The sequence below is a fragment of the Flavobacterium sp. N502536 genome (genome assembly GCF_025947345.1).
GTDB lineage: Bacteria > Bacteroidota > Bacteroidia > Flavobacteriales > Flavobacteriaceae > Flavobacterium.
On sequence record NZ_CP110011.1, the window covers coordinates 2,127,931 to 2,151,374 of the forward strand.

Below are 23,444 nucleotides of genomic sequence, written 5' to 3' on the forward strand. Positions count from 1 at the left end.
CAAGTTGTGTTTTGAAAAGTATCTATAGCACAAAGTAAAAAAAGAGCTGCGGAAACCTTTTAAAATCAGCCTTATCGGTGTACATATGGTCTTTTAGGACTTCAGCAGTAAATTTTTCCCATGCCATAAAACACTAGGATTAATAAGTACAATGCAAAAAACACCCGAAACGATCAAAAATTTAAGGACATTGTGAAGTAATAAAAATTGCTCTTTAGAATTTGATTTCCATAAATAAATCAGGAAAAAAAGCAATACGGCAAAACAGATATAAAAGTAAATGTCCATATAACCCACATCATAAATGTTGATTAGGATGTAAACCGGAACCACGGTTAGGAGCGTCAGGATGGTAATGATTTGTTTCGAAACTTTTTCATTGTAAAGGATCGGGATGGTTCTGTAATTGTTTGCCAAATCACCTTTCAGATTCTCTAAATCTTTTATCATTTCCCGAATCAGTAATAATAAAAACAGGAAAACGGCATGAGAGGAGATGACCATAAAATGACTCATATGGTCTTCGATTTCTTCAAATGAAATCTTGTTGTAGAAATACAAAAGAATGGCAAAAAACGGAACTACTGCCAAAAAAGCCGCAGTAAGATTGCCTACAATGGGGTACTTTTTTATTTTATGAGAATAAAACCAGATTAGGAAAATATAAACCGAAAAGAACAGGAAAGCACGCCCGGAAACAATAAGAGCCATTAAAGCGGCAATGAAATTGAGCGTGAAGTAAACCGATAGTTTTGTTTTTTGACTGACTAATCGGTCCAGCATTGATTTATTAGGTCTGTTGATTAGATCTTTTTGGCTGTCGTAAAAATTGTTAATGATATACCCCGAAGCAATAGTAATCGCAGAGGCAAAAACGATTAGAAACAAATTAAAATCCAGTAAAATGTCGAGCGCTCTTTTTTCAGGTGCCAGTATAAAAATGGCTGATAAGTATTGCGCCAAAACAATAATCGGAATGTTATAGCCTCTCACTACGGAGAACAAACTAACAATTTTCATGACTAAAAGTTTGTGCTGTCTGCTTAACATTTTTTGATTTTGGTTTCGGATTTTAATTCTAGACTTGTTTATAGGTTCTCGTTCTGCAAAACATAGAAGCGCTCCTTGTGAATTTGGAGCTTCAGGAGTCGAAAACGAAAAGTTTTGATCCGGTTGCAGAGCAGATAAAGACAGCAATCTCTTCAGTAACCAGTCCTGAAAACTTTACTTTTGTGGATTGAATAGTACTACTAAAGTTTTTTTCTAAAAGTACCAATAACGAGATTAAAGAGACTAAAAATAGAATAGTTCCTAAAAAAGTCACTTTGATAATCTTTAAAATACTATTCATACGTAATAACTTTTAAGGTTCTTTTAAAGACTATCCAAATAAGACCGGTTTTTAGAGGTTGGCTTTAAAACTGGTAAACTACCTCTAACTTATAATCTTTTAAAGATGCTTTGGCGCGTTCAAGATCCTCAGTAAAACCCAGAATATAACCACCTCCGCCTGAACCGCAAAGTTTTAAATAATAGTCATTTGTATCAATTCCGTTCTGCCAGATGCCATGAAATTGTTCCGGAATCATTGGCTTGAAGTTGTTTAAAACGACTTTTGATAGCTTTTTAGTATTGGTAAACAACGATTTCATGTCACCATGTAAAAAGTTTTCTACACAAGCATCGGTATATTTTACAAATTGGTTTTTAAGCATGGTACGGAAACCTTTGTCTTTCAGGCTTTCCATAAAAATGTTGACCATTGGAGCGGTTTCACCTACAATTCCTGAATCTAATAAAAATACAGCACCTTTTCCGTCAAAACTCTGAGTCGGAATTCCGGTTGCTTCAATGTTATCTTTAGAGTTGATTAAAATTGGAATGCTTAAATAACTGTTTAAAGGATCTAAACCAGAGCTTTTTCCGTGGAAGAAACTCTCCATTTGAGCAAATATGTTTTTTAACTGCAACAGTTTTTCACGAGTCAGATTCTCTAAAACGGTTATTTTATCAGTAGCGTATTTATCGTAAATAGCGGCAACAAGTGCACCACTGCTTCCAACTCCGTATCCTTGCGGAATACTGGAATCAAAATACATTCCGGTTTCAACATCATTTTTTAAAGTAGCCAAATCAAAAGCAACCAGGTCCGGTTGTTCGGTTTGTAACGTTTCAAGGTAAGATGCAAAACGCTTTAAACTTGCATTGGAAGCCATTGCTTCTGCCGAAGGATCTTCGGTTTTCTTTAAAGCTCCGTTGTAAAAATTATAAGGAATAGAAAGTCCTTTAGAGTCACGGATGATTCCGTATTCTCCAAAGAGTAATATTTTTGAGTAAAATAAGGGTCCTTTCATGTTTATTTTATGTCTTTTTTTATTTTATTTGGGTCTTGTCTGGTGTCGAAAAAAGCAATTATCTCAATTCTTTTATTGTTGAATTTATAGAATAATGTGGATTGTTTTGTAATCACACATTTATGTACTTTTTTATTGTGCTCAGATTTTGGGAATGCTTCAGGGTTAACTTGAAGAATTTTTACCGTTTGATATAGTTTAATTGCAAATTTTTTCCGGATTCTCTCTGACCATTTCACTTCTAAATATTCTAGAAGATTTTCAATAGCTGATTGAGCGAGGTCTGAAATTATAATTTGCCTCATTCTTTCAAATGTGTTTCTTCATCATCGTTTCAAAATCGGAAAATTCACCTTTTTCAATTTGTTCTTCTCCTAATTTAATAGTTGCTTTTTGAGCATCTGTCAAATCATCCCACCAATCTTTTTTCTTTTTGGTCAACAATTCGATGACCGCCTTAATGATTGAAGGATCATTTGTTTCTTGAAGCATATTGATTGCTTCGCGTTTTTCTAATTGAATGTCCATAATCAAAATTTTAATTAAAGGTACGCAAAATTATAATGCAATCGCGCCCGCTCCAATTTTGTCGCAAATGTACTGACCATTCTGACAAAATACAACTAATTCGTCCTGAATAAATTGTAGCACTTTGTCGGTAACATTTTCGGGATATAAAACGTGAACATTCGCTCCGGCATCAAGTGTAAAGCAAACCGGTATTTGTGTTTCGTTTCTGAACTTCCAGATGGCATTGATGATTTGCAGCGTGTTAGGTTTCATTAAAATGAAATAAGGCATTGATGTCATCATCATCGCGTGCAAAGTCAGTGCTTCGCTCTCAACAACTTTAATGAATTCATTTAAATTACCACTTTCAAAAATAGCAATTAACTGATCCAGATTTTCATGTGCCTGAGCAAAACGTCTTTCGGCGTAGGGATGGTCGTGCATCAAATCGTGTCCAACGGTACTCGAAACTTGTTTTTCGCCTTTATCAACCAGTAAAATAGTATCCTGATAGTTGTTGAAATTCTCATGTAAAGTATATGGGAATTCTACGCCAAACAAATCCGAACTTCCTTCAATGTTGGCCTGGTTTCCCCAAACGACTACGTTACCTTTTACACTTCGGCAGGCACTTCCAGATCCCAAACGGGCTAAAAAAGAAGCCTTTTGATAAAAGTATTCCTCGCTCATTTGAGGATTTAATACTTTTTCTAAACTCATAAAATTCATCGCCAAAGCAGCCATTCCTGATGCCGACGAAGCAATTCCGGAGCTGTGCGGAAATGTATTCTGAGTATCAATTGTGAAATGATAGTCTTTCAGGAAAGGTAAATAAATGTGGACTCGTTCTAAAAACTTTTGAATTTTAGGTTTAAAATCTTCTTTTGGTTTTCCTTCAAAAAGTAAATCAAAAGAAAATGAATCCTGATTTTCTTTCTTTGCGAATCCTAATTTCGTAATCGTTTTGCAATTGTTTAAAGTAAAACTCACCGATGGATTTGCCGGAATTTGATTGTCTTTTTTGCCCCAGTATTTTACTAATGCAATATTGCTGGGTGCGCTCCACTCAAAATTTCCGTTTTCGATGGATGAAGTATAGGTTTTAGGAATAAAATCAGTTGCTGTAAACATGAAATATAAAATTTTGGCAAAGATAGTTTTTTCGCCATAATAGATAATTTTTTATCCCTATAAGTTATGTAAGATATTAGAAGTTGACTTTGCTAAAATGAACTGATATAACTTTTATGGTTTGAATTTTCTTTTGACTATTTTTGGATTCAAAATTTGATAAAATGAACAAGATAGTCAAAATCGCAATTGCATTAGTTATTTGTTTAATGGTGGGGTATTCTGCAAGTGTGGTAACAAGGCCAAGTGTTGAAACGTGGTATCCGACTCTTATAAAGCCTGTTTTTAATCCGCCCAATTGGATATTTATGCCGGTTTGGACTCTGCTTTATATTTTAATGGCGGTGGCAGCCGGATTGGTTTGGGATAAAATAAAAGAACAAAAGGAGACAGTGAAAATTGCCTTAGGTTTCTTTTTGATTCAGTTAACCTTAAACGCGATCTGGTCGTATTTGTTTTTTGAATTGAAGAACCCGATGCTGGCCCTAATCGAAATTGTACTATTATGGCTGATGATTTATGAAACGTACTTAAAGTTTATAAAAATTAATAAAATTGCCGGATATTTATTGATTCCGTATATGGTATGGGTAGCGTTTGCCGGAGTTTTAAATGCCAGTATCTGGTGGTTGAATAAGTAGTTTTTTTGTTTCAGGTTTCAAGTTTTTTTGTTTCAAGTTAATTCTGTTATAAATCTTGAATAAACTTAATTCTTACTCTCCGTTTTTAGTTTTTTGAACATCTCATTTTTGGCATACATAAAATCCATGGTAGTGAGAATGTTGCTGTTTTCCAGAAGTTTTTTAGAGTTGGGATCAGCATCACAAAATTCAATAAATAGATTTTTCTCTTCCGGTTTTAGTTTTAAATTTTTGGTAAAAAAATCATCTGAAATTGATGTTGCGACCAGTTTTTTGAAATTAGTTTCGGGAGTTTTAGGTTTGACAGCTTTATCGTCATCTGATTGAAATAAACGAGCTAAACCTGTTCCAAGTCTAACAAAATTGATACCGTTTGGAATGGTTCCGTCGTAAACACCAGTATATTTTTGTAAAGAGTTTGCATCTTTGGTTAGTTTTGTAGCGTCTATATCTTGTTGAGAGATTTTTACCGGATCAAATTTGATAGTAGTAACAAGTACTTCCTTTAATTCTTCAGGTTTTACAATCATTTTTACGATGATGTTGTTTTGGTCTATGTTTTCGGGAGTTATTTTTAGTCTCGTGAAAAAATAATCTTTGGAAAAAAATAATAAGCTGTCCCGACTTTTGACTAAAATAGAAAACTCCCCCAAATTATTAGTACGTGTACTTGTTTTGGCTGTTTTGTTTATGACTTCAACTTTAGTAAGCGGATTGTTATTGGACATCACTTTTCCGTGAAGTAATTTTTCGGTTTGAGAGATAGATATTTGATAGGTAAAAAAAGAAATAGTGATAAGTAATTTTACTTTCATTTGTAGAAATTTATTAAGTCTTTTTTTAGTTTTTAGATTCTATTTTCAGTTTCTGGAATTCGATATTTTTGGTATATAAAAAATCCATTATGGTCAGTATATTTGGATCTTGTAAAAGTGTCTTAGATTGCGGATCAACATCGCAGAATTTAATAAAAATCTCTTTTTCTTCAGGTTTTAGCTTTAAATCGTTGGTAAAAAATCCGGGAGGACAGGAAGCAGCGACTAGTTTTTTAAAACGCTCGTCATTTTCAATCTTTTTCTTTTTCCTGGTTGGAAGAGCTATATTGTAGTTAAGTGCATTTTTGATTCTTCCGTCATTAATATTTAGGTAGCGTTGAATTAAGTCATTGGCCTGTTTGTCGTTTTTGACTTGGTTTGCAGCTTCTGTATTATAAGTGATTTTGGGAAGTTTGTTGTTTATGATAACGATGTTGTCTAATTCTTCGGTTATTGGGATCATGTCGATAATGATCATGTTACTTCCTATATCTTTGGAGGTAAGCTTGACTCTTTTGAACAAAAAATTTTTAGAGAAAAAGATAAGGCTGTCCTGGGCTTTTGCAAGTATGGAAAACTCTCCTAAATGATTTGTTGTTGTACTGGTTTGCGCAGTTTTATTGATTACTTCTATATTTTTAAGTAAGATTGTTTCGGATTGTACCTTTCCTTTAAGAAGTTTTTCGGTTTGAGAAATAGAAAGTTGATAAGTGAAAAAAGAAATTGTGGTAAGTAGTTTTACTTTCATCTAATGGTATTTAGCTGAAAGTAAAATTATTAGAATAGTCTTAACGAAAACTTAGTAAATCTGTAAATTCTTGTTAATTGATAAATCGCAGTTTTTAGTCTCGGATTAACTGTGACTGAAAACTGCGACTGTATTCTATATTAAATGGAGTTCGCCAAAATAAACCCGCTTGTCCAGGCATTTTGAAAATTAAAACCTCCCGTGATGGCATCAATATTGACAATTTCGCCTGCAAAATAAAGGTTTTTATGCAACTTGCTTTCCATGGTTTTGAAGTTGATTTCTTTTAAATCGATTCCGCCCGCAGTAACAAATTCTTCCTTAAAAGTACTTTTTCCATTGACTTGAAAGGTTGCTTTTGTAAGTTGAGAAACAAGCTGTTGTAATTGATTTTTAGACAAATCGGCCCATTTAGTTTCGGTGTCAATGCCCGAAGCCAGAACTAAACTTTCCCACAAACGATTCGGAAAGTCGAAAGGCGATTTTTTCGAAACGGCTTTCTTCGCATGCTCCTGTTTTAGTTCTTTTAGCTTTTTTTCAGCATCTTCTGCGTCAACATCATTTAACCAATTGACGAAAATAGTAAATTGATAATTTTTATCGAACAGGGTACGAGCTCCCCAGGCCGAAAGTTTCAGAATGGCCGGGCCGCTCATTCCCCAATGTGTGATTAACAAAGGTCCGGTCGATTCAAGTTTGGTATCCTTTACATTAACGGTAACTTGTGCTGCAACACCGGGTAATTCTTTTATTCGAGGATCTTTAATATTAAAAGTAAAAAGGGAAGGAACAGGACTTATAACTGCGTGTCCTTGATTTTGCAGCATTTCCCAGATTTTTGGATTGCTTCCGGTGGCCATTACTAATTTTTCGGCAGCAAAATTTTCACTTTGAGTATCAATTTTCCAGCAATCTTCCTTTTTAAAAATCGATTGTACACTTTGTCCTGTCAGTACTTTTATGCCTAGTTTTTCAGTAGCGTTTAAAAAACAATCTATAATGGTTTGTGAGGAATTGGAAACGGGAAACATTCTGCCATCTTCTTCGATTTTAAGTTCAACGCCATGTTTTTCGAACCATTCGATGGTATCTCCGGAACAGAATTGATGAAAAGGACCACGAAGCTCTTTTTCGCCACGCGGATAAAATTTGACCAGTTCATTTGGTTCAAAACAGGCGTGGGTTACATTGCATCTTCCACCTCCTGAAACGCGAACTTTAGAAAGTACTTCCTTTCCTCTTTCTAAAATGGCAATTTTCAGTTTGGGATTTTTCTCTGCAATATTAATCGCGGTAAAAAAACCTGCGGCGCCTCCGCCAACAATGATTATGTCGAAATTTTTGATCATATTATTTTGAGTTGCCACGAATTACACGAATTGGCACTAATTTTTTCTGCCACAGATTATAAGAATTAAAAGAATTTTAGAATCTGTGTAAATCCTTTAATCTGTGGCTAAAATTTTAAACTTATATTTTATCTGGATTGTCAGAAATAATTCCGTTTACGTTATAACTTTTTATTTTTTGTAGGTCTTCTTCTGAATTTACTGTCCAGGGCAAAACCAAGAATCCTTTTTCCTGAATCTCTTTTACATTCTTTGTATTCAATAATTGAAAATCAGGATGAATTGCTTTGGCTTTTATCGTTTCGGCAAAAGTTAAAGCGGTATTAAGATTTTCTTCTGTTAAGACTCCAATCGGAATTTTTGGATTTAAATTGGATATTTCCTGTAGCATATTCCAATCGAAACTGGAAACGATAAAATGATCGTAATTCCAGTTTTTTTCTGAGATATAGTGTTCAATTAACGCGACAACTTTACCGGGAGTTCCTAAACCTTTTAATTCGATATTGATCAGACACTTTTTGTCAACCAAATCAAAAACCTCGTTTAAAGTAGGGATTTGGTATTCCCCATTAATCAGAAACGATTTTAAACCAGCTAAAGAAAAAGTATTTACGAAACCTTTTCCGTTAGTTGTTCGGTCTATCGTTTCGTCGTGAATTACTATAATATGATCGTCAGCGCTCAAGTGAACGTCAAGTTCGATTCCGTCAGCATTTAGATCTAACGCCTTCTGAAAAGCTTGTAATGTATTTTCGGGTTCGTAAGCTTTTGCGCCTCTGTGTGCTATTTTTAGCATTTTGTTCATTTTATGAAGGATCAGAGGTGCAAAGGTACAAAGGTGCAAAGGAAAAATAACAGCCACAGATTAAAGGATTATAGCAGATTTTTAAAAATCATTCTAATCCTTTAATCTGTGGCTAAAAAACTCTGTGAATCTACGTGTTTCTCAGTGGAAAAATTGCTATTCTTTTTCCAATAAAACAATATCGAAATCACTATCAATAGTTACTTTTCCATCAATTACTTCGGTATTTTGATTGGAGTAGGTGTCTTTTAATTTTGTTCCGTTGGGGAAGATAGCACCAACTGGAAGTTCTTTTTTGCCTTTGGGTAAATCCAAGCCAATTACAACTTTATCGGTATAGGCATCTTTTGTGAAAGTTCTTGAAAAAACATAAGGTTGTGCGTTGATCTGCGAATGAATTCCGGCACCAACCGCAGGATGATTTCGTCGAAACTGACCTAATTTTTGCCAGTGCAATAGTGTTTTTTGTGTTTCGGGATTGTTTTGAATCTCGTCCCAATTCATATTCGAGCGCAGCGTTGCATCACCTTGTGTGCCTTCAATGACTAAAGGCCGCGCCGATTCATCACCATAATATACCTGTGACATTCCAGGTGAAAGCAATAATTTAGTTCCGCTCTCTATGCTTTTGGTTCGGTTGGGATCAAAAGGCTGACCATCGTCATGCGATGACATATAGTTTAAAACCGAATATCCTTTTAGTTCATTAGTAAAGTGATTGGAATATTTTGAAAACAAACCTTCATAGTCGTTTTGAGCGGCATTCCACTTGAATTCAAAATTAATCATGCTGTTGAAACCGTTTTGGAAATAATTTACTTTTCGATCTCCAAAATCATAGTCCAGTCCGCCGCTTATTCCGTATCCGTAAACTTCGGCAATCGTATAAAAGGGGTTTTGATCTAAGACTTCCAGAGGATGCTGTTTTTTCCAGACTTCGAAAGCATAGTCGCATTCTTTTTTAAAATCGGCCCAGACACTTTCTTCGGTATGTTTTACGGTATCGCCTCGATAACCGTCAATTCCGAATGCTGTAATATAATCGGTGAGCCATTTTATGATATAATATTTTGGACTTCTTGGATATCCTGTTCTTTTGAAGAATTCATCGAGTGAAGCGATTTCTTTTTCATAACGGCCTTCTTTCTTCCATTTTTCGATTAAAAGAAGGGGTAATTCGACATCTTGTGTACTTTCTGTTTTTACATCCGGAAGGTTGTCCACTAAGGTGCACATGGTTGTGTTTTCAAATGATTTGTAATCACAAACCACTCCTGTTCGCACCCAGTCTGAAGGCCAAACGGGATCTTCCGGAGTTACCGGACCTGTGTGGTTGATAACACCGTCCAGAATAATTCGGATGCCTTTTGCATGTGCTTTTTTGACTAAATTGGCCAAGTCTTCCTTAGTTCCGAAATTTGGATCCAGTGCCGTCCAGTCTTTTGCCCAATAACCATGAAAACCATAGCTAAGACCTGTTCCTTCGTCAACGCCACCATGTATTTGCTCGACAACGGGAGTTAGCCAGATCGCATTGATTCCTAATTGAGTAAAATAACCGGATTCGATTTTTTTGGTGATTCCAATAATATCGCCACCTTCAAAACCACGTAATTTTCCCGGAGTTTTGGTTCGATTGAAATTGAGGTCGTTAGAAGGATCTCCATTGTAAAAGCGATCGGTAAGTAAAAAATAAACATTGGCTCCTTCCCAAACGAAAGGTATTTTTGAAGTATCGTTATTCATTGTAACTGATTTTGAGCCAGAACAACTCATGATTAAGGATACTAAAGGTAAAAAAAGGAAAATGTATTTTTTCATTATTTAGGATTTTTTTAGACATGGATTATGTTGAAAAAAATAGCCACAGATTAAAAGAATAAAAATGATTTTTTTAAATCTGTAATAATCTTTTAATCTGTGGCAAAAAAATATTGCGAACTTTGCGGTTAAGTTTTATTCCAATTCTAAAACCAAAGCTGATTTTGATTCTAAAGTAATTTCAGAAGACAAATCGAATGTTTTTCCGGTGATGGCATCTTTACCTTTTTTAAAGTTTTTGAGGTTCTCTTTAAAACGGTTTGTTTTTACAATTTGCTCCTTCGCATTGTTATTGAAAACAACCATGACGGTTTTAGCGTCCGTATATCTGAAATAAACATAAGTGTTGTTTTCCGGAATGTAATGTGTCATCTTCCCGAAATGAACGGCTTCGTTTGATTTTCTCCAGTTGAATAATTTAGAGGTAAAATCAAAGTAAGCAGCCTGCTCAGCGGTTCTGCCTTCTTTGGTGAAAGCATTGTTTTTGTCGCCAGCCCAGCCACCCGGGAAATCTTGACGAATGTCGGCATCTCCTTTGCTTTTGTCACCGCCCATTCCAATTTCTGAACCGTAATACACTTGTGGAATTCCACGAATTGTAGCCAGTAAAGTCATTGTTAGCTTGTATTTTGCCAAATCATATTTAAAATTATGATTGATACGGTCTGTGTCGTGATTTTCCGCAAAAACTAAAATGTTATTGGTGTTTGGATACAAATAATCCATTGCAAAATTGTTGTAGAATTTAATCAATCCATTATCCCAGCTTGGTTCATTTTCGTTGAAAGCTGAACTAATCTGACTTTGAAGCGTAAAATCCATCACACTTGGTAAGTTGGAATTGTAATTTTCGATCGCTCCAATTTTACTGTCTTTTTGCCAATAGGCTAAATTCGCCTGATTGTGCATCCATATTTCTCCAACGATATTGAAATTAGGGTATTCGTTCGTCACAGCTTTTGCCCAATTGGCCATTGCAGTTTGATCAGAGTAATTGTAAGTGTCAACTCTGAATCCGTCAAGATTGGCATATTCAATCCACCAGATCGCATTTTGAGTCAGGTATTTGGCAACAAGAGGATTTCTTAAGTTCAAGTCGGGCATTGTAGGCACAAACCAGCCGTCAACACAAACTTCCTGATCTATCTTTGAAGCGTGAATATCGGTAATTACTTCACGTCTGTGGTGTGTTTGTGTAAAAGTTTCAAATTGATTGAACCATGTTTTGGTTGGAATATCTTTCATCATCCAATGGGTAATTCCCCAGTGATTGGTGACATAATCCATAACCAGTTTCATGTTTTTTTTATGCATTTCTGCAGACAGACGAACATAATCTTCATTCGTTCCGTAACGCGGATCTATTTTGTACACGTCAGATTGTGCATAAGTATGGTAGGAGTGCTGTTTGTCGTTGTCTTCACAAAGGGGCGTATTCCAAATAGTGGTTGCACCAAGAGACGAGATATAATCGAGGTTTTTAATGATTCCCTCGATGTCTCCGCCATGACGGCCACTTGGATCCTGACGGTTCCCTTTTTCGGTTAAAGCGGCATTGCTGTCGTTTTTCGGATTTCCGTTTGCAAAACGATCCGGCATGATGAGGTACATTACATCTGATGCATCGTAGCTTTTTCGGTCTGCCGAATTGGCTCTTCTTTCTTTAAGTGTATATTTTTGAGTAAAAGCGACTTTGTTTTTGGTTTTGAAGGAGAAAACCAATTCGGAAGCTTTTAGGTTTTGTGTATCGATGGTAACAAAAAGGTAGTTTGGATTTTCTGTTTTTTCAACGCTTTTAATCACCACATTATTTGAAACAGAAGCCTCGTATTGTGAAATGTCTTTTCCGTAGAACATAATCTGCAATTCCGGGTTTTTCATACCGGCATACCAAAATGGCGGTTCTGTTTTTTGGATTTGCGCTTTCGCGGAAGCGGAAAATAAGAAAACTATTAAGATTAGTTTATAGATAGCTGATGTTTTGTGGCTTGTCATAGTTATTATAATTATTCTCATTGTCAGTTCGAGTGATTTTTATTGTCGGTTCGAGCGGAGTCGAGAACCTTTTCGGCATCTCGACTCCGCTCGATGTGACAATTTGTTTGATGTGACAATTCGTTCGATGTGACAAAAAAGAGGTTAATTCTAAAAAAAAGACAAGTAATCTTGGGGTGAATTACTTGTCTTTGAAAAAATTACTTCGTTTCGATTATACTAATCGCATAACCTCCGCCAGGAGCAGATAACTGTGATAATTTTGATTTATTGGTTACAGCAATTTTTTTGATGGTGTAAGCTTGCGGATTGGTTTTGTAATGCGCGTCTTTTGCATCAGCATAAATTGTTGCGGTGTATTTTTTTCCTTTTTCAAGGAAACTGAAATCGATGTTTGATGTACGTGAAGTTTCTCCATTTACATTTCCAACGAACCAGTTGTTTGTTCCTTTTGCTTTACGGGCAACCGTGATAAAATCACCTGGCTCAGCTTCAATATATTTGCTTTCAGACCAGTCTACCGCTACATCTTTAATAAATTGGAAGGCATCCGGAAAACGGTTGTAGTTTTCAGGAGTATCAGCCGCCATTTGCAATGGGCTGTACATGGTAACGTATAATGCCAGTTGGTTTGCCAATGTACTGTTTACATGAGATTTGTTATCCGGATTCATTTTGCTGATATCCATTTCGAAGATTCCCGGAGTGTAATCCATTGGACCTCCAATCAAACGGGTGAAAGGTAAAACGGTTACGTGGTTTGGTTTAGAACCTCCAAAAGCCTGGTATTCTGTTCCTCTCGCTGCTTCATTTCCAATTAAGTTCGGGTAAGTTCTGCAAATTCCTGTTGGACGAACTGCTTCGTGAGCGTTCACCATAATCTTATAATCCGCTGCTTTTTCAATGGCATATTGATAGTGGTTTACAATCCACTGATCGTAATGGTTTTCACCACGAGGAAGGATGTCTCCAACGTATCCGCTTTTTACAGCATCGTAGCCATTGTCTTTCATGAATTGGTAGGCCTTGTCCATATGGCGCTCGTAGTTGCGAACAGAACCTGAAGTTTCATGGTGCATGATGATTTTCACTCCTTTTGATTTTGCATAGGCGTGCAAACCTTTTACGTCAAAATCCGGGTAAGGGGTTACAAAATCAAAAACATAATCTTTAGAGTGTCCAAACCAGTCTTCCCAGCCTTCGTTCCATCCTTCTACTAAAACGGCATCGAAACCATTTGCAGCAGCAAAATCAATGTATTTTTTTACGTTGGCATTATTTGCTCCGTGCGTTCCGTTTGGTTTGGCTTTTGAGAAATCAGAAACACCCAATTGTACGGTTGGAAAATCGTTGGTATAAGACCATGAGCTTTTTCCGGTAATCATTTCCCACCAAACACCAATGTATTTTACAGGTTTAATCCATGAAGTATCGTCAATTTTAGACGGATCATTTAAGTTTAAAGTCATTTTTGAAGCTAAGATTTCTCTCGCATCATCGCTCACCATAATAGTTCTCCATGGCGAGTGGCTTGGCGCCTGCATGTATCCTTTGTCTCCTTTTGCATCCGGTGTCAACCACGATTGGAAAATCATGTTTTTATCATCTAAATTCAGGTGCATGCAAGAATAGTTAATCAAAGCAGCTTCGTGTAAGTTGATGTAGATACCGTCGTTTGTTTTTAACATCAAAGAAGTCTGAACTCCTGTTGGAGAGAAAGATTTTTGTGAAACATTTGCCGTATACGCTTTTTCAGAAAGACCTCTGATTTCAGATAATTTCGATTTGGTGTAATCGTATTCCTGAGTGTCATAATCTCCCGGAATCCAGAATGCAGTGTGGTCGCCCGCCATTGCAAATTGGGTTCTTTCTTCTTTAATTACAAAATAGGTAAGGTTCTTTTGAGTCGGGAATTCATATCGGAATCCTAAACCGTCATCAAACAAACGGAAACGGATCACGATTTGTCTTTCTGTTCCTTTTTGATTTAAAGTAACAGCCAGTTCATTGTAATGGTTTCTGATGTTGTCAACTTCGCCCCAAACCGGTTTCCAGCTCTCATCAAAAGTGGTTGTTTTGGTATCGACAACCGTAAAATCATTCAATAAAGATTTTTTATCGTCTTTAAGCTCAAGGCCTAATTTACTGGTTTTTACAACCTCTTTATTTTTGTATTTTAAATTGTAAGTTGGAGTTCCGTCGTTTTGAAGCGAAAATTCCATTACGAACTTTCCTTCGGGTGATTTTAATTGTTGTGCTTTTGCTATCGAGCTAAAAGCAAACAGGATTAAACTTGCGAAAAATAAGTTTTTCATGTTTTTGAGTGTTTAAGTGTGTTGTGTTAATTGGTTTGAAACAATTTATCAGCAGTTACCGGATTTCCATTGACTACAATAGTCAAATCCTGATCGCCGTCTACCGTAAAAGTTGTTTCGTTATGATTTACAGCTACTTTTAAAATTTGATTTCTGAAATTAATTTTAAAAGAATAACCTTTCCATTCTTTTGGGATTTTTGGAGCAAAATGAAGCTGATCGTTTTTCACACGCATTCCGCCAAAACCTTCTACGATACTCATCCATGTTCCGGCCATTGAGGTAATGTGACAGCCTTCTTCCACTTCTTTGTTATAGTCATCAAGATCCAAACGGGAGGTTCTTAAGTAAAAAGTATAAGCCATATCCATTTTGTCTAAAACGGCCGCCTGAATCGAGTGTACGCATGGCGATAATGAACTTTCATGAACCGTAAAAGATTCGTAAAACTCAAAATTACGTTTTAATTCTTCTTTAGAAAAATGATCTTCAAAGAAATAGAAACATTGTAAAACGTCGGCTTGTTTGATATAAGGCGAACGTAAAACACGATCCCACGACCATTTTTGATTGATAGGACGCTGCGAGCGGTCTAAGTCTTTTACCGGAACTAAATCTTTGTCTAAGAAACCGTCCTGTTGCAGGTAAATGCCCAATTCTTCAGAAGTTGGGAAATACATATTACCGGCTACTTTTTTCCATTCCGCAATTTCAGCTGCCGAAAGCGTTACTTTTTCGATGATTCGTTTGTGGTCTGATGGATACTCAGCAGCGACTTTTTTAATTTGTTCTTCAGCATAATCAATACACCATTTTGCAATATAATTGGTATAGAAATTATTGTTGATATTGTTTTCGTATTCATTTGGCCCTGTAACGCCCAGAATAACGTATTGATTTTTTTCTTTAGAGAAAGAAGCTCTCTGATGCCAGAAACGCGCAATCCCGATCAGTACTTCTAAACCTTTTTCAGGAATATATGAGTAGTCTCCGGTGAAACGATGGTAGTTGTAAATCGCAAAGGCAATCGCTCCATTTCTGTGAATTTCTTCGTGAGTGATTTCCCATTCGTTGTGGCATTCTTCGCCATTCATGGTCACCATTGGGTACAAAGCAGCACCGTTTTTGAAACCTAAATTGTCTTTGGCGTTTTCAATTGCTTTATCCAGTTGATTGAAACGGTAAGTCAGTAAGTTACGGGCCACCTGCTGATCTTTAGTTGCCATGTAAAACGGAATGCAGTAAGCCTCAGTATCCCAGTAAGTAGATCCGCCGTATTTTTCTCCGGTGAAACCTTTAGGGCCAATGTTTAAACGGCTGTCTTTTCCTAAATAGGTTTGATTTAACTGGAAGATGTTAAAGCGAATTCCCTGTTGTGCTTTTACATCACCATCAATGGTAATGTCTGACATTTCCCAGATTTTACTCCAGGCCCCGATTTGATTTTGAAGTAAAGTATCATAACCCAGCGCTACAGCAGTTTTAATGCATTTTTCGGCTGCCGTTAACGTATTTTCGTGGTTTAAAGAAACGGTATAACCACCAATTTTTTGGATCGATGAGGTTTGACCTTTTGCGATTATGGTTCCGTAGGTAAACTGAATTTTATCGGCAGTTGAATCGATTGTTGAAGGCGAAATGTTTACGTTTTCTCCGTTTGCAAAAATCGTATTGTGCATAAAAGTGGTTACTTTAAAATGCGTTTTAAACGTTTGTGCAGTGACAAAAGCTTCATTTGCTCCCTTTTTAACTTCAAGAGGTTCCCAGAACTTCTCGTCCCAGTTGGCATCTTCATTGGTTACACCTGCATCAATATAAGGTTTGTAAACAATTTTAGCATCTTTGTTTAAAGGGGTGATTTCGTACTTGATAATTCCTGTTTCGTCCAGATCTAAAGAGAGAAAACGACGAATGTTTACGGCAATTTCAGTTCCGTTTTTTAAGGTCGCTTCAAAAGAACGATTGTACCAGCCTTCTTTCATATTCAATTCTCTGCGGAAATTTTTCACGGCAGTGCACTGGTTCAGGTCTAAGTTTTCTTCGTTGATCTGAATGTCAATTCCAATCCAGTTTGGAGCGTTTAGTACTTTGGCAAAATATTTAGGATATCCGTTTTTCCACCAGCCTACTTTTGTTTTGTCCGGATAATAAATTCCGGCGATGTAACTTCCCTGAAAAGTTTCACCTGAATAGGTTTCTTCAAAATTGGCACGTTGTCCCATAGCGCCGTTTCCGATGCTAAAAAGACTTTCTGACGATTTTACTCTTTCAGAATCAAAGCCTTCTTCGATGATGGACCAATTGTCTGGTTTAATGTAATCTTGATTCATTTTGTGATTGATTGATCTTATTTGCTAATTAATGATTCGATAAAAGGGGTATCTATTAAGGTGAAGTCCTCAAAGATATACTGTGCTTCGTGCAGGATTGTTTTTGAACCAATTCCGATACTGGTCATTTTTCCAATATTAGCGGCCTGAACTCCGGCAACTGAATCTTCAAAAACAATAGCATCTTCGGGGCTAATCTGCAGCAATTGCGCTGCTTTTAAGAAAACTTCGGGATCTGGTTTGGCGTTGGTAACGTCGTTTCCGTCAACAATAACATCGAAGTACGAAAGAATTCCGGTTTTTTCCAGAATTGGACGGGCGTTTTTACTGGCAGAACCCAGGGCAATTCCCTGATTTTTTTCTTTTAATAGTTGCAGAATTTTAAAAACTCCGGGAAGAATTTCACTTTCATTCATGTCAACCAAGTAAGATAAGTAATCTTCGTTTTTTTGAATGAGCCATTTGTCTTTGTCTTCCTGCGAAGCCTGAACATTTCCAAGCTCGAGAATTATGTCTAACGAACGCACGCGGCTTACTCCTTTCAGTAGTTCGTTGTGTTCGTGTGTAAAATTTATGTTTAGGGCCTTTGCAATTTTCTGCCAGGCTAAAAAGTGGTATTTAGCGGTATCAACGATCACTCCATCAAGATCGAAGATGAATGCTTTTTTATTATTCATGAATTTCAATTTTAGTTCTGCTATTTACTCTAAGGGTAAGTAATCCGGCAAATATCATAGATACTCCTCCGATAATTAAGGCGTATATGGGTTCGTTGTGAAAGAATTGTTTGATAACAAATCCTAAGATGGTGGCGGCTACAATTTGCGGTATCACAACAAAGAAGTTGAAAACTCCCATGTAATACCCCATTTTTGCTGCCGGTAAAGCTCCGGATAACATGGCATAAGGCATCGACAGTATACTTGCCCAGGCAATACCAACGCCTAACATTGGAAGGATCAGCATTTGTTTGTCGCCAATAAAATAAATAGAGATTAAACCAACACCTCCGGCACATAAAGCCAATAAATGTGTTGCTCTAACGCCTACTTTTTTGGCAATGACCGGCAATAAAAAAGCAACTGCAGCGGCAATTCCGTTGTAAACGGTAAACAAAACCGAAACCCAGTCGGCGGCATCATTGTATACTTTAGAAGTAGTGTCTGTTGTGCCAAAAATATGCTGTGTAACCGCTTGTGTAGTATAAATCCACATGGAGAATAAGGCAAACCAGGAGAAGAACTGAACCCAGGCCAGTTTTTTCATCGTGGCTGGCATGTTCAATAAATCGGTCATGATTATCGTAAAACCATTATGAACTTTAGAAGTTCGTAATTGGGAAGCGATCATGAATAAAACTCCCATGAAAACCAAACCGATAAAAAGAATGTAAAGTTCCTTCGCCAGACTGTTTTCGAAAATTAAAAAGGAAACCAATGCCCCAATTACGGTCAATAATACTCCTAAAAACAATTGTCGTTTGATGTTGCTTTCAGAGTCTGTTTCGGGATTGAGAATAAGATCTTCCTTGTCTTTTTTGCTTTGAACTTCGAAAGCATGTAGTTCTTCAGGTGTATATTCGGTTGTTTTAAAAACAGTCCATAAAACAGAAAGCAGGAAAACAATTCCACCAATATAAAAGGACCATTTAACAGAGTCCGGGATAATTCCTTCCGCGGCAGTATTACTTACGCCAAAAACATTGGTAAAAAGATAAGGCAAAACAGAACCTACCACTGCACCGGTTCCGATAAAGAAACTTTGCATGGCAAAACCTAAAGTACGTTGTTTTTCGGGTAAATTGTCGCCAACAAAAGCGCGAAAAGGTTCCATCGAAACATTAATCGAGGCATCCATGATCCATAAAGTACCTGCAGCTATCCATAAAGTTGGAGAGTTGGGCATGATGAATAGGGCAATAGAAGACAAGATAGCTCCAATTAAAAAATAGGGGCGGCGTCGGCCTAAACGAGTCCAGGTTCTATCGCTAAAATAACCAATTACGGGTTGGATGATTAATCCTGAAACCGGAGCTGCAATCCATAAAATTGGAATTTCGTCAATTTTAGCACCCAGAGTTTCAAAAATTCTTGAAGTATTTGCGTTTTGCAGTGCAAAACCAAACTGTATTCCCAAGAAACCGAAACTCATGTTCCAAATTTCCCAGAAACTTAATTTACGCTTTTCCATTATCGTAATTAAAAAATTAATTAGACGATAAGCGCTTTGCTTATCAAAACTTACTTATTATTTCGAAGTAAAAGTAAAAGCTTTGAGCAGGCGTAAAAGTATTAATTATTTTTTTAAATACGCTAACAAAAAAGTCATAAATGTTATTTAAGACTTTAGAAAATGTTGATTTTTAGGTTTTTAGTCAGTAGATTCTCGTTTTATAAGATGTGTTTCAATGACTTCTGTGGTGTAATTTTCGTTTTCTTCTTCGTCATCATCGTGTTCGGCTTCGAGTCTTTCGATCAGCATTTTAGCGGCTTTATTCCCCATTTTTTCACCGCTCTGGCTTACGGTTGTAATAGTCGGAGTGGAGTATTTGGAAATAATTCCGTCAGTAAAGGCAATTACGGCAAGATCTTCAGGAACTTTTAGTCCCATTTTACTGGCTGTTTTGATAATGGTTACGGCAAAAAGCTCATTTACAGCAAAAACGGCATCAAAGGCACGGTCGTGTAAAAGCTGGCTGATGGTGATTTCGCAAGTGTCTACATCTTCAATTTTGATGATTAAATCCTCATTAAAAGGCAATCCGTTGTCGAGGAGCGCTTTTTCGTAACCGTCGGTTCTGAGTTTTCCCACGCTTACATAATCTACGGTAGTGACCAGAGCGATCTTTCTGCGGCCATTGTCGATCAAACTTTGTACAGCTTCATAGGCAGCAGCTTTATCATCAATAATTACTTTATCGCACAGGATGTCATTGGTGACACGATCGAACATGACCACTGGCATTCCCTGATTGATGACTTCGGTAATGTGGTGAAAGTCACCTTTGTATTGCGTTTCTTTAGAGAGCGACATGATAAAACCATCGATACTTCCGTTGGCCAGCATCTCCATATTTAGTACTTCTTTATCGAAGGAATCATCAGACAAACAGATGACAACACTATAGCCATTTTCGTTAGCTACCTGTTCGATTCCATTGATCACGGTAGAGAAAAAATGATGTACAATTTCCGGAATGATAATACCAATACTTTTGGTTTTTCGATTTTTTAAACTAAGGGCAATATTGTTGGGCTTGTAGTTGTAAAACTTTGCAAATGCCTGCACTTTTGCACGGGTTTCTTCTCCTATTTCGAGACTGTCTCTGAGTGATTTTGAGACAGTTGAGATAGAGACGTCAAGTTCCTTTGCGATCTGCTTTAGGGTTATTTTACGTTTCATAGTTGTTATTTGAAAAAAATCTAATTGTTAATAAAGGTATCTTATATTTTTATAATCAACAATTTTTGACTTAAAAGATTACAAAAAATAGAAAGTTTTCAACACTACCACGTTTTCGTAAACCTATAAAAAAGGCAACTGGTTGAGCATGTTAATTAATTCCTAATTTTGAAATTCGAAGTAAAATTAAAAACTTAACTAACAATCAAAAACTCAAACTAATTTAAACAAAAAGTATGAAAACAATTTACAAAAAGTTGTTATTTTTATTCCTCTTGTTGCCGTTTACGGTGCTAGCTCAAAGCACTTTAACCGGAACAGTTGCCGACCTGGCAACGGGACAACCAATCCCGGGAGTAAATGTAAATGTACAGGGTGCTCCGGGTGGAACATCAACAGATTTTGACGGTAAATTTCAGTTATCTAACGTAAAAAATGGGGACAAAATTTTGGTTTCATTTATTGGATATAAAACGTCAACTGTGATTTATAATGGTCAAAAAACACTAAACGTTTCTCTGGAAGAAGATACGAACCAGCTTAAAGAAGTTGTGGTACAAGTAGGTTATGGTACTGTTAAGAAAAAGGATGCTACAGGTTCTGTATCCCAAATTGCAGCAAAAGACTTTAACAAAGGAATTAACGTTACTCCGGAGAGTTTAATTAGCGGTCGTATCTCAGGTGTGAATGTAACAGGAGGTGGAGCACCGGGAGCTAAAGCGGATATCAGAATTCGTGGAGGATCTTCTTTAAATGCTTCAAATGAGCCGTTAATTGTTTTAGACGGACTTCCGTTAAGCAATGCGGTACCAAGCGGTTCTACCAGTATTTTATCTACCATTGATCCTAATGATATTGAATCTTTTACAGTACTTAAAGATGCATCTGCTGCTGCAATCTACGGATCAAGAGCTGCAAATGGTGTAATCGTAATTACAACTAAAAAAGGAGCAAAAGGTGGTGTAAAAGTGAACTTCAGTTCTCAGGTTGGTATTAATACAGTAGCCAATACAGTTGATGTAATGAGTGCTGATCAATACAGAGAATTGGTAAAAACCAAAGGTACTCCTGCACAACAGGCTTTACTAGGGAATGCAAATACAAACTGGCAGGATGAAATTTTTCATACAGCCTTGACAACCAACAATAATATCTCTGTAAGCGGTTCTTTATTTGATAAATTACCGGTACGTTTATCTGTTGGTAATGTTGATAATCCTGGAATCTTAAGAAACACTTCTTTTGAAAGAACTACGACATCGATATCGTTAAATCCGGTATTGTTTGACAATCATTTAAAAATCGATATTAGCGGAAATTTAGCTTTCGGTAAAAATCAATTTCAGGATGAAGGTGGAGTTATCGGAAGCGCGATCGGATTTGATCCTACGCAACCGGTTTATAAGACAGGTTCTCGTTATGGAGGATACTTTGAATGGTTGGAGCCAAACGGAAATTTACCGTTGTTACCAGCAAGAAACCCTGTAGCAAGATTAAATCAGGACAACAGAAGAGCAACTTCAACCAGAAAATGGGGGAATGTTAGAGTAGATTATAAACTTCACTTCTTTGAAGATTTAAGAGTTGTTGCTGAAGCAGGTATCGATAGATTTGACAGCAGCGGATTTACCGAAGTAAGTACACAAAGTATTTTAGGATTTCAGCCAAAAGCATTTAGCGATCCGGGTTATGTAAATCTTGGAAACTATTCGAGATATACAGATGCGCTTCAAAATAAAAACTTAAATGCTTATTTTAATTACACTAAAGATTTAGGAAAAATTAAAATTGATGCAACTGCAGGTTATAACTACCAATTGTTTCAAAAAGAAAAATATTCATCTGGAGAAACAAGACAGCCAAATCCTAATGAGGACGTAGCTACAGATCCGGATGTAAACTTACAATCGTTCTTCGGACGTTTGAATTTAGGGTATGACAGCAGATATTTACTGACTTTAAATTACAGAAGAGACGGAACTTCCCGTTTTTCTAAAGACAACAGATGGGGGAATTTCGCAGGAGGTGCTTTTGCATGGAATGTTGCTGAAGAAGCTTTCTTAAAAGGGAATTCAACCGTTTCCAGTTTAAAATTAAGAGTGGGTTACGGAACAACAGGGCAACAGGATATCTCTGCTCAGTATGATTATTTACAAAGGGTAACTTTGGGAACAATTAACTCACAATACATTTTTGGTAATACCATCTATCCAACTGCAAGACCAGAAGGATATAACGAAAATATCAAATGGGAAGAATTGGCAGAATCTAACATCGGTATTGATTACGGATTCTTCAATGACAGAATTACAGGATCTATCAACTATTTTGATAAAAAATCATCTGATTTATTAGCAGATATCGCCGTTCCTGATGGTGCTAATATTAGAAATCAAGGTTTCTTTAATATTGGAAGTGTAAGAACAAAAGGGGTTGAATTTAGTATTGCCTCTGATATTATTAAAAACGATAATCTGACTTGGAATGTAGCTTTTAATACGACTTATATTGATCAGAATATTTCGGAATTAGGAATTACAGTTCCTGGTTTTCAGGGGTACTTAACGGGAGATAACATCGCCGGAGGAAACGGAAATAAAATCCTGATTAACTCAGTAGGTTATGCGCCAAATTCATTTTTTGTATACGAGCAATTATATGATGCAAATAAAAGACCAATTGCAGGGGCTTATGTAGACAGAAACGGAGACGGAAAAATTGATACGGCTGACCGTTACAGAGCTGGAAAAGCAGCGCCTGATTATACTTTTGGTTTGTTTTCTACCATAAACTACAAAAAGTTTGATTTTACAATGAACTGGAGAGCTAGTGTAGGCAATAAGATTTTTGATAACGTAAGTTCTAATTTAGGTTATTCTGACGCGGGATTAAGAAGACAAACAGATTTGTCTAACGTAAGTTCAGATTACTACAATACTGGTTTCACTTTTGAAGACAATGGTACATCACGTTACTTGTCTGACTATTTTGTGAAAGATGCTTCTTTTATCAAATTAGACAACGTTACACTTGGATATACTTTTGATAAAACGATCATTAAAGGTGCTTCTTTACGATTTACAGCTGGAGTTCAGAATGTTTTCATTCTAACAAAATACAATGGTTTAGATCCTGAGAAATTCAACGGAATTGATAATAACGTTTATCCAAGAGCAAGAACATTCTTGTTTGGTGTAAATGCGAATTTCTAATAGTAGACTGAAA

At 36.5% G+C, this 23,444-nt stretch carries 19 protein-coding genes; 2 read left to right on the forward strand and 17 right to left on the reverse strand.

Annotated elements, in window-relative coordinates:
* Window positions 1–93 precede the first annotated feature (93 nt).
* The 6 genes from OLM61_RS09430 to OLM61_RS09455 form a co-directional block, all read right to left on the reverse strand.
* Window positions 94–1,050, reverse strand: a complete 957-nt coding sequence (locus OLM61_RS09430; protein ID WP_264526099.1) for a geranylgeranylglycerol-phosphate geranylgeranyltransferase — start codon at window positions 1,048–1,050, stop codon at window positions 94–96.
* 91 nt (window positions 1,051–1,141) lie between these two features.
* On the reverse strand, window positions 1,142–1,351 hold the full coding sequence (locus OLM61_RS09435; protein WP_264526100.1) for a hypothetical protein: 210 nt from the start codon (window positions 1,349–1,351) through the stop codon (window positions 1,142–1,144).
* A gap of 64 nt (window positions 1,352–1,415) precedes the next feature.
* Window positions 1,416–2,354 (reverse strand): mevalonate kinase, encoded by a 939-nt coding sequence (locus OLM61_RS09440; protein WP_173967145.1) that lies wholly within the window; start codon window positions 2,352–2,354, stop codon window positions 1,416–1,418.
* 2 nt (window positions 2,355–2,356) lie between these two features.
* The gene (locus OLM61_RS09445) at window positions 2,357–2,659 is read right to left on the reverse strand and encodes a type II toxin-antitoxin system RelE/ParE family toxin (protein ID WP_264526101.1); all 303 of its coding nucleotides are present in this window, start codon (window positions 2,657–2,659) and stop codon (window positions 2,357–2,359) included.
* A gap of 4 nt (window positions 2,660–2,663) precedes the next feature.
* The gene (locus OLM61_RS09450) at window positions 2,664–2,882 is read right to left on the reverse strand and encodes a hypothetical protein (RefSeq protein ID WP_264526102.1); all 219 of its coding nucleotides are present in this window, start codon (window positions 2,880–2,882) and stop codon (window positions 2,664–2,666) included.
* 30 nt (window positions 2,883–2,912) lie between these two features.
* Window positions 2,913–3,995 (reverse strand): diphosphomevalonate/mevalonate 3,5-bisphosphate decarboxylase family protein, encoded by a 1,083-nt coding sequence (locus OLM61_RS09455; protein WP_264526103.1) that lies wholly within the window; start codon window positions 3,993–3,995, stop codon window positions 2,913–2,915.
* A 164-nt stretch (window positions 3,996–4,159) separates the two neighbouring features.
* Between OLM61_RS09455 and OLM61_RS09460 the strand changes: the two genes are divergently transcribed.
* Complete coding sequence (locus OLM61_RS09460) at window positions 4,160–4,636, forward strand: TspO/MBR family protein (RefSeq protein WP_264526104.1); 477 nt, start codon at window positions 4,160–4,162, stop codon at window positions 4,634–4,636.
* 65 nt (window positions 4,637–4,701) lie between these two features.
* On the opposite strand, the gene OLM61_RS09465 is transcribed toward OLM61_RS09460, so the two are convergent.
* The 11 genes from OLM61_RS09465 to OLM61_RS09515 form a co-directional block, all read right to left on the reverse strand.
* Window positions 4,702–5,451 (reverse strand): hypothetical protein, encoded by a 750-nt coding sequence (locus tag OLM61_RS09465; RefSeq protein ID WP_264526105.1) that lies wholly within the window; start codon window positions 5,449–5,451, stop codon window positions 4,702–4,704.
* 25 nt (window positions 5,452–5,476) lie between these two features.
* A complete protein-coding gene (locus OLM61_RS09470) occupies window positions 5,477–6,199 on the reverse strand; it encodes a hypothetical protein (RefSeq protein WP_264526106.1) in 723 nt (240 codons plus the stop codon).
* A 140-nt stretch (window positions 6,200–6,339) separates the two neighbouring features.
* A complete protein-coding gene (locus tag OLM61_RS09475; RefSeq protein WP_264526107.1) occupies window positions 6,340–7,548 on the reverse strand; it encodes an NAD(P)/FAD-dependent oxidoreductase in 1,209 nt (402 codons plus the stop codon).
* Window positions 7,549–7,669: 121 nt separating this feature from the next.
* Entirely contained in the window at window positions 7,670–8,356 is a 687-nt protein-coding gene (locus OLM61_RS09480) for a glycerophosphodiester phosphodiesterase (RefSeq protein WP_264526108.1), read from the reverse strand.
* Window positions 8,357–8,512: 156 nt separating this feature from the next.
* A complete protein-coding gene (locus tag OLM61_RS09485; protein ID WP_264526109.1) occupies window positions 8,513–10,177 on the reverse strand; it encodes an alpha-amylase family glycosyl hydrolase in 1,665 nt (554 codons plus the stop codon).
* Between the two features lie 135 nt (window positions 10,178–10,312).
* Window positions 10,313–12,172, reverse strand: coding sequence for a glycoside hydrolase family 13 protein (locus OLM61_RS09490; protein ID WP_264526110.1), 1,860 nt, complete (start codon window positions 12,170–12,172; stop codon window positions 10,313–10,315).
* Window positions 12,173–12,372: 200 nt separating this feature from the next.
* Window positions 12,373–14,487 carry a glycoside hydrolase family 97 protein gene (locus OLM61_RS09495; RefSeq protein ID WP_264526111.1) on the reverse strand — a complete coding sequence of 705 codons (2,115 nt, stop codon included), beginning with the start codon at window positions 14,485–14,487 and terminating at the stop codon, window positions 12,373–12,375.
* 26 nt (window positions 14,488–14,513) lie between these two features.
* Complete coding sequence (locus OLM61_RS09500; protein WP_264526112.1) at window positions 14,514–16,817, reverse strand: glycoside hydrolase family 65 protein; 2,304 nt, start codon at window positions 16,815–16,817, stop codon at window positions 14,514–14,516.
* A 17-nt stretch (window positions 16,818–16,834) separates the two neighbouring features.
* Entirely contained in the window at window positions 16,835–17,494 is a 660-nt protein-coding gene (gene pgmB, locus OLM61_RS09505) for a beta-phosphoglucomutase (RefSeq protein ID WP_264526113.1), read from the reverse strand.
* A complete protein-coding gene (locus tag OLM61_RS09510; protein WP_264526114.1) occupies window positions 17,487–19,007 on the reverse strand; it encodes an MFS transporter in 1,521 nt (506 codons plus the stop codon). Before OLM61_RS09510 ends, pgmB begins: the two co-directional genes overlap by 8 nt.
* Window positions 19,008–19,187: 180 nt before the next feature.
* A complete protein-coding gene (locus OLM61_RS09515) occupies window positions 19,188–20,219 on the reverse strand; it encodes a LacI family DNA-binding transcriptional regulator (RefSeq protein ID WP_264526115.1) in 1,032 nt (343 codons plus the stop codon).
* A gap of 236 nt (window positions 20,220–20,455) precedes the next feature.
* Here OLM61_RS09515 and OLM61_RS09520 point away from each other — a divergent pair, with 236 nt between their 5' ends.
* Complete coding sequence (locus tag OLM61_RS09520; protein ID WP_264526116.1) at window positions 20,456–23,431, forward strand: SusC/RagA family TonB-linked outer membrane protein; 2,976 nt, start codon at window positions 20,456–20,458, stop codon at window positions 23,429–23,431.
* Window positions 23,432–23,444 lie beyond the last annotated feature (13 nt).

Excerpts from the sequence above, each read along its gene's own strand:
- OLM61_RS09430 (WP_264526099.1), bottom strand. The coding sequence starts at position 1,050 with ATGTTAAGCAGACAGCACAAACTTTTAGTCATGAAAATTGTTAGTTTG.
- OLM61_RS09435 (WP_264526100.1), bottom strand. The coding sequence starts at position 1,351 with ATGAATAGTATTTTAAAGATTATCAAAGTGACTTTTTTAGGAACTATT.
- OLM61_RS09440 (WP_173967145.1), bottom strand. The coding sequence starts at position 2,354 with ATGAAAGGACCCTTATTTTACTCAAAAATATTACTCTTTGGAGAATAC.
- OLM61_RS09445 (WP_264526101.1), bottom strand. The coding sequence starts at position 2,659 with ATGAGGCAAATTATAATTTCAGACCTCGCTCAATCAGCTATTGAAAAT.
- OLM61_RS09450 (WP_264526102.1), bottom strand. The coding sequence starts at position 2,882 with ATGGACATTCAATTAGAAAAACGCGAAGCAATCAATATGCTTCAAGAA.
- OLM61_RS09455 (WP_264526103.1), bottom strand. The coding sequence starts at position 3,995 with ATGTTTACAGCAACTGATTTTATTCCTAAAACCTATACTTCATCCATC.
- OLM61_RS09460 (WP_264526104.1), top strand. The coding sequence starts at position 4,160 with ATGAACAAGATAGTCAAAATCGCAATTGCATTAGTTATTTGTTTAATG.
- OLM61_RS09465 (WP_264526105.1), bottom strand. The coding sequence starts at position 5,451 with ATGAAAGTAAAATTACTTATCACTATTTCTTTTTTTACCTATCAAATA.
- OLM61_RS09470 (WP_264526106.1), bottom strand. The coding sequence starts at position 6,199 with ATGAAAGTAAAACTACTTACCACAATTTCTTTTTTCACTTATCAACTT.
- OLM61_RS09475 (WP_264526107.1), bottom strand. The coding sequence starts at position 7,548 with ATGATCAAAAATTTCGACATAATCATTGTTGGCGGAGGCGCCGCAGGT.
- OLM61_RS09480 (WP_264526108.1), bottom strand. The coding sequence starts at position 8,356 with ATGAACAAAATGCTAAAAATAGCACACAGAGGCGCAAAAGCTTACGAA.
- OLM61_RS09485 (WP_264526109.1), bottom strand. The coding sequence starts at position 10,177 with ATGAAAAAATACATTTTCCTTTTTTTACCTTTAGTATCCTTAATCATG.
- OLM61_RS09490 (WP_264526110.1), bottom strand. The coding sequence starts at position 12,172 with ATGACAAGCCACAAAACATCAGCTATCTATAAACTAATCTTAATAGTT.
- OLM61_RS09495 (WP_264526111.1), bottom strand. The coding sequence starts at position 14,487 with ATGAAAAACTTATTTTTCGCAAGTTTAATCCTGTTTGCTTTTAGCTCG.
- OLM61_RS09500 (WP_264526112.1), bottom strand. The coding sequence starts at position 16,817 with ATGAATCAAGATTACATTAAACCAGACAATTGGTCCATCATCGAAGAA.
- pgmB (WP_264526113.1), bottom strand. The coding sequence starts at position 17,494 with ATGAATAATAAAAAAGCATTCATCTTCGATCTTGATGGAGTGATCGTT.
- OLM61_RS09510 (WP_264526114.1), bottom strand. The coding sequence starts at position 19,007 with ATGGAAAAGCGTAAATTAAGTTTCTGGGAAATTTGGAACATGAGTTTC.
- OLM61_RS09515 (WP_264526115.1), bottom strand. The coding sequence starts at position 20,219 with ATGAAACGTAAAATAACCCTAAAGCAGATCGCAAAGGAACTTGACGTC.
- OLM61_RS09520 (WP_264526116.1), top strand. The coding sequence starts at position 20,456 with ATGAAAACAATTTACAAAAAGTTGTTATTTTTATTCCTCTTGTTGCCG.